Origin of the sequence: Bradyrhizobium sp. 35, from assembly GCF_023073215.1 — a bacterium.
GTDB classification, from domain to species: Bacteria; Pseudomonadota; Alphaproteobacteria; order Rhizobiales; family Xanthobacteraceae; genus Bradyrhizobium; species Bradyrhizobium canariense_D.
The window spans coordinates 46,563-52,628 of record NZ_JADPJC010000028.1; the positions used below are offsets into that span (position 1 = coordinate 46,563).

Sequence of the window (6,066 nt, forward strand, 5' to 3'; positions counted from 1 at the left end):
CAGCTTCACCGTCGCAACAATCGCACCCGCTCACCCCGCCAACCGGTCCCTTACCCCGGCTGCGATCTCGAACGAGCGCAGCCGTGCGGCGTGGTCGTAGATCTGCCCCGTCGTCATCAGCTCGTCCGCGCCGGTGTCGGCGATCAGCGCCTTCAGCTTCGCTTCGACCATGTCAGGCGTGCCGACCGCCGAGCACGACAGCGACTGGCCGACCATCGCCTTCTCGGCTGGCGACCACAGCGCGTCCATGTCGTCGACCGGCGGCGGCAGCGGGCCGGGCGTGCCGCGGCGCAGATTGATGAACTGCTGCTGCAGCGAGGAGAACATGCGCTGCGCGTCCGCGTCGCTGTCGGCGGCGAACACGTTGACGCCGACCATCGCATAGGGCTTGTCGAGCTGCGTCGAGGGTTCGAACCGCGCCCGATACTCCCGCAGCGCCGGCATCATCATTTGCGGTGCGAAGTGTGAAGCGAACGCGAACGGCAGGCCGAGCATCCCTGCGAGCTGCGCGCCAAAGGTGCTGGATCCCAGGATCCACAGCGGCACCTTCGTCCCCATGCCCGGCACGGCCCGGATGGCCTGGTTCGGCTGCACGTCGCCGAGCAGCGCCTGCAACTCCAGCACGTCCTGCGGAAAGTTTTCCGAACTCGTCGCGAGGTCGCGCCGCAGGGCGCGTGCGGTAAATTGGTCGGTGCCCGGTGCCCGCCCGAGCCCGAGATCGATCCGCCCGGGATAGAGCGAAGCCAGCGTGCCGAACTGCTCGGCGATGACGAGCGGCGAATGGTTCGGCAGCATGATCCCGCCGGACCCGACCCGGATCGTCTTCGTCCCGCCCGCGATATGCCCGATCACCACCGACGTCGCCGCGCTCGCGATCCCCGTCATGTTGTGATGCTCGGCCAGCCAGAACCGCTTGTATCCCCAGCCCTCCGCATGCTGCGCGAGATCGAGCGAATTGCGGAACGCTTGTGACGCATCGCCGCCTTGGCGGATGGGCGCGAGGTCGAGCACGGAGAAGGGGATCATGGAAGGGTCCGGATGGAGCGTGCGGTGGTAACGTGGACTCGACATGTAGGAGCCGGTCGCAGGAATACCAGCCGAAACGATCATGGTGCTGCGCCGGCGGCTCCATCGCGCGGAGACGGGGCCATCGCTGCGCTGCATGCGGCAAATTCGCCTGTATGGAAACCGCGGGCCGCATTGCCGCGTTGCCGGCCGGTTTGATCAACGGCGACGATTTTCATTTCGGGGGCTTTCTTTGGACAGATTCAACATTGGTGTTCATGTCGTTGCGCTGGCTGCGGCCTTCGCACTCGCCGTTCCCATTGGCTGGGACCGCGAGAAGCGGGCGCGAAGCGCGGGCTTGCGCACCTTTCCACTGGTCGCAATGGCAAGCTGCGGCTTCGTGCAGGCCAGCGAAAGCCTGCTCGTGCATTCGCCTGACGGAATGGCGAAGGTGATCGAGGGCCTCATCACCGGCATCGGCTTCATCGGCGGTGGCGCAATTCTCAAGCAGGGGAATTCGGTGCAGGGGACCGCGACGGCCGCGAGCCTCTGGGCGACCGGCGCCATCGGCGTCTCCGTCGGGCTCGGCGCTTTTGATGTCGCGGTGACGGTCGCCGTATTCACGTTCCTGACGCTTCGCTTGTTGACGCTGGTCAAGGAAGAAGACGATCACTGATGCATGTGCGAGCGGCCTGCACCCCGTTCACAACAACGTCATCGCGACCCGCTGCGTCCCCCGGCCCAACTGTGCGTCTGGCGCGTTTTCTTGTACACTCACTGAGCCTTTGGACGCTCGCCAGGAGGAACCGACATGACCACGGTCGTACTCAATCGCCGGAGCCTCCTCGCCGCGGGCGGCTCGATCCTCGCAACCGGGCTCTTGGCGACCGGCGTCCCCGGCCTGCTGTTGCCTGCACGCGCGGACGGCCTCGCACCGACCGAGACGATGTCTGGCGGGGCGAACAACTACCGCAAGGGCGCGGCGATCGTGGAGCGGATCGGAAAGGGTGGCTTCTGGATGAGCGGCACCGTGCGCCGCGCCGGCGACGGGACTCCCTTGGCCGGGCAGCGCATCCAGATCTGGGCGCACACGGTCGAAGGCCAGGAGCACGAGCCGCAGAGTCATGGCGCCACGCTCACCGACAAGGACGGCAAGTTCCGGCTCGAAATGCCGCAGATCATTCCCATCTTCGGCCAGCCGCATGGCCACCTCGCCTATGACAGCGGTGAATTCAAAACCGTCTTCCTGCGGCCGATAATGCGGAGCGCAAAGGAAACCAGCCTCGAGGCGCACTTCGTCCTGCAGCCGGCCTGATCGCATTGGAGATGAAGGGGCGGAGATCGGCCCGGGCGCCCCTGATCTGGATCGCCCTTGCCTTGGCCATCGGCGTGCCGATCGCGCTCGCTGCGGGAAGCGAACAGCTCACATGGCGCGGCCCGGTCTACATCCTCGCCGGCTTCGCTGGCATCATTGCGCTCGGTCTCGTGCTCGCTCAGCCCCTGCTGATCGGCGGATATCTGCCGGGACTGTCGGCCTATCGCGGCCGGCGCGCCCACCACTGGATCGGCGGCACGCTGGCTCTGGCGGTGGTGATCCACGTCGCCGGCCTCTGGATCACCAGCCCGCCCGACATGATCGACGCCCTGACTTATACGTCACCGACACCGTTCTCCCCCTTCGGCGTGACCGCCATGTGGGCCATCTTCATTGTTGCGCTCCTGGCTCTGCTGCGCCGGCGGCTGGGATTGCGGTTGCGCACGTGGCGCATCGTCCATATTCCCCTCGCGATCGTCATCGTCGCAGGCAGCGTCGCCCATTGCCTGCTGATCGAGGGGACGATGGAGACGATCTCGAAGGCTGCGCTTTGCGCAGCTGTGCTGGCGGCGACCGTCAAGGTGATGGTTGATCTCTGGAGAAGGCGGACGTTGCGCGATAGCAGCATTGCGCGGCCGTAAGCGTAGGGTGGGCAAAGGCGCGTAGCGCCGTGCCCACCATCTATCTATCAATGGTGGTTGGTGGGCACGCTTCGCTTCGCCCAGCCTACGAGCTCCGAAACTTTCGCTGACCCCCTTGTTCCAACACGTTCGGCGTCGTTACCGCTGGTATCGGCTCCGCTTGCCCGGGAAGGCGGTCAAGATTATCCTCGCGCGATGGCCGTCAGTGTCCCCGACCTGAGAGCATTCCTGCTCGCCACACCGTTCTTCGGCGGTATCCCGGATCAAAGTCTCGACCTCCTGATGTCGATGCTGGTTGAGTGCCGATTTGATACCGGAGCAACCGTCGTGACGGAGGGCGAGCCCGGACGCTCGCTGTTCATCGTCAAATCCGGCCGGCTGGCGGTGGGCAAGCGGGCGAATGCGGGCAACGTCATCCCGATTTCCGTTCTGGAGCCCGGCGATTTCTTCGGTGAGATGACGCTGATTGAAATGCAAAATCGATCCGCCACGGTGGTCGCGGAGAGTCCGACCGTGCTTTACGAGCTGACCGCCCAGAAGCTCTACGCTTGCTACAAGGCCGATATCCACACCTATGTGATCGTCCTGCAAAACATCAATCGCGAGCTATGCCGACGGCTGCGCCGTTCAGACGATCGGTTAGCGGGGCATCAGGTGGGTGACGAGAGTTGACATGCGTAGCATGGGTAGAGCGAAGCGAAACCCATCATGTCTCGTCACCGCGCAAATCTTCCATGGATTTTCGTTTCGCTGTACCCATCCTACGAACTCCCCGGCACCGTAGGCTTCGAATAGGAAACTAACATGGCTCAAGCCGGAGATAATGGACGGTTCGCGGCGTTCAAGCACCACGCCAAGGTGCACTCCTTCAGAGTCAGCACTGCTTTTCTGACTTGGATTCTGCTCGGCGCGACGCTCTTTTACAAGCCTGAGTGGGTCCGATGGGCCCTGCGAACAGGCACGCACGCTATTGAAGCTGTCGGCGATGCGCTTCCTGGTTATTGGGGCGCTCAGGCCGAAATTGTCTTGCGCGAACTCGGTGGTTTCCTTTGGATCCAGATCACGGCCGCGATCCTGTTTGTCCGGTTCGTGTTCTGGCTGATCGGGGCCTCGTGGCGACGTGGTCGGCGGTAGATCCAGTCAGCTCGCGTAGGATGGGTAGAGCACTTGCGAAACCCATCATGCTTCGTCACCGAGCAATGCTATGCAATTCCTGGCCAAAACTGACTGGAGCTCTCGCTCGGGCGATGCCCGCAAGTGACCCCGAAGCGGCGGTCGCGGGGAAGTTGAGGTTCGCTAAGGCCCCACAGGCCTAAAATGTGCTTTAAGGAATATAAGAGACATCCTCAGCTGAGGGAGCCAACCTCAGCGGCGATTTCTTCCGTCAACCACGCAATGCCCGCATCCATCATTGCTGCCTTGGTCGTAATGGCCATGATTGCATCGGACTTCCGCTTCAAAGGAAGCTCAACCAATTGCAGCGCGAAACGAGCCGCGTATCTCTCGACGAGACGGCGCGGCAATGTTGCTATCAAGTCCGAGTTTGAAATTTGCGTGAGTGCCATCATAAAGGTGGGCACGGTCAGGACAATGCGGCGCTGGAGGCCGCGCTTCTCCAGGAGTTGGTCGACAAAACCTCGCGGATCGCCGTCGAGCGACACAAGAAGATGCTGTGCTCTGCAGAATGCAGCAATCGTTGGTGCGCGGGCGAATCCGTTTCCCTTGCGCATTGCGACCACGAAACACTCATCGTAAAGCTTTCTTGCCTGGAAGCGGGTTGGCACTGTGCCCAGGGGCAGGATGGCCAAGTCGATTTCGCGCTTCTCCAGCTTCTCCAGGCTTGACCGCCAAGGGTGCTCCACAGCGCTTGCATGCCTCCCTGGCATCAGATGGATCAAGCTCAGGTCGGCACGGGGTGCCTTTCTCCTGAGCCGCCCCGCAAATGGTCCCATCACCGTGTCCATGATCGCATCAGGAGCGCCAATGGAAAAACGGCGGCTACTTGTAGTCGCGTCGAAGGGCGTAGCTGAAGCAAATACGCGCCCTACGCGAGAAAGGATATCTGCTACTGGCTCGCCGAGTTCCAGCGCACGCTCCGTCGGCACAACACCCTTCGGCGTCCGTAAGAACAGGGGGTCATTAAATAGATGCCGTAGCCGCCCAAGTGAATGACTTACGGCAGAAGGGGTGATGTTCAAGCGGCTAGCCGCTCGCGCCACGTGGCTCTCCTCCAGCACAGTGTGGAAGACCAGCAGCAAGTTAAGATCGACTTTTGACAAGGAAATGTGGTTCAGCATATTGCTGAGGTTATATCACTGGATTCATGTCTCTGAAAGCTCCATGGATTGCGCAACGTTAGCCACAGGAGCTGAAATGACCAAACACCATGCAAACTGGCCAGGAACGCTGTCACGGCGGTCCGCGATCACGACAGTCGCTGCGGCATCGTTGACCCCTCGATTTTGCGCTAGTGTGGCTGCCAGTGACGACGTCGCTCACCTTATCGAGCGCGCCGCTGCGAAAAACGCGGCCTTCATGCGCGGGGACATGGATCGTTGGCTGGCCCTTGTTCGCATCGCCAGTGACTTCACGTTAATGCAACCATTCGGCGGCCCAACTAGCCACGGGTTCGACGCAAGTCCTGAACGTTTGGCGAAGCTATCCCAGTTTTTCAAGAACGGTGAGACGACCTTGGAGGTCGTGCAAACCTATGCATCGGACAAGCTGGTCGTTCTCGTCATGGTCGAGCGGCAATATGCCGAAGTCGGGAGCTTACCAAAACAAGACTGGTCGCTCCGAGTTACGGAAATCTATCGCAAGGACGGTTCTGAATGGCAGTTAGTCCATCGCCACGCAGACCCGCTGGTTCATGGCGTTACGTTGCAGGAGGCGGCGACGATTGCTCGCGGCGGACGTAAGGATGAATGACCGCGGCAACTGGCGTCTTATCAGAAGAAGGATCGATTGCGCCGAAGACTGCATTACATGCAGGTCCACTTCCCCTTTTGTGAAGGGTTTCGGATGCCGGCCGCATGATTGACGGCGCGGCACATTCGGGCGGCCGGCGTCCGAAAGCCTCCAAGGGAGGAAACCGCGCATGGTGGG

General features: G+C 61.9%; 8 protein-coding genes. 6 read left to right on the forward strand and 2 right to left on the reverse strand.

Annotated elements, in window-relative coordinates; all coding sequences use genetic code 11:
- Nucleotides 1–30 precede the first annotated feature (30 nt).
- Nucleotides 31–1,026, reverse strand: coding sequence for an LLM class flavin-dependent oxidoreductase (locus tag IVB36_RS05420; RefSeq protein ID WP_026232460.1), 996 nt, complete (start codon nucleotides 1,024–1,026; stop codon nucleotides 31–33).
- A 232-nt stretch (nucleotides 1,027–1,258) separates the two neighbouring features.
- Between IVB36_RS05420 and IVB36_RS05425 the strand changes: the two genes are divergently transcribed.
- The 5 genes from IVB36_RS05425 (at nucleotide 1,259) to IVB36_RS05445 (ending at nucleotide 4,095) form a co-directional block, all read left to right on the forward strand.
- Complete coding sequence (locus tag IVB36_RS05425; protein ID WP_018453097.1) at nucleotides 1,259–1,681, forward strand: MgtC/SapB family protein; 423 nt, start codon at nucleotides 1,259–1,261, stop codon at nucleotides 1,679–1,681.
- Between the two features lie 135 nt (nucleotides 1,682–1,816).
- Nucleotides 1,817–2,320 carry a twin-arginine translocation pathway signal gene (locus IVB36_RS05430; protein WP_018453098.1) on the forward strand — a complete coding sequence of 168 codons (504 nt, stop codon included), beginning with the start codon at nucleotides 1,817–1,819 and terminating at the stop codon, nucleotides 2,318–2,320.
- An 11-nt stretch (nucleotides 2,321–2,331) separates the two neighbouring features.
- Nucleotides 2,332–2,961 (forward strand): ferric reductase-like transmembrane domain-containing protein, encoded by a 630-nt coding sequence (locus IVB36_RS05435; protein ID WP_026232461.1) that lies wholly within the window; start codon nucleotides 2,332–2,334, stop codon nucleotides 2,959–2,961.
- 195 nt (nucleotides 2,962–3,156) lie between these two features.
- On the forward strand, nucleotides 3,157–3,633 hold the full coding sequence (locus tag IVB36_RS05440; protein WP_247390850.1) for a cyclic nucleotide-binding domain-containing protein: 477 nt from the start codon (nucleotides 3,157–3,159) through the stop codon (nucleotides 3,631–3,633).
- A 132-nt stretch (nucleotides 3,634–3,765) separates the two neighbouring features.
- Entirely contained in the window at nucleotides 3,766–4,095 is a 330-nt protein-coding gene (locus IVB36_RS05445; RefSeq protein ID WP_085361134.1) for a hypothetical protein, read from the forward strand.
- 212 nt (nucleotides 4,096–4,307) lie between these two features.
- Here IVB36_RS05445 and IVB36_RS05450 read toward each other — a convergent pair whose 3' ends face one another.
- The gene (locus IVB36_RS05450; RefSeq protein ID WP_018453102.1) at nucleotides 4,308–5,258 is read right to left on the reverse strand and encodes a LysR family transcriptional regulator; all 951 of its coding nucleotides are present in this window, start codon (nucleotides 5,256–5,258) and stop codon (nucleotides 4,308–4,310) included.
- A gap of 76 nt (nucleotides 5,259–5,334) precedes the next feature.
- Here IVB36_RS05450 and IVB36_RS05455 point away from each other — a divergent pair, with 76 nt between their 5' ends.
- The gene (locus IVB36_RS05455; protein ID WP_026232462.1) at nucleotides 5,335–5,889 is read left to right on the forward strand and encodes a DUF4440 domain-containing protein; all 555 of its coding nucleotides are present in this window, start codon (nucleotides 5,335–5,337) and stop codon (nucleotides 5,887–5,889) included.
- Nucleotides 5,890–6,066 lie beyond the last annotated feature (177 nt).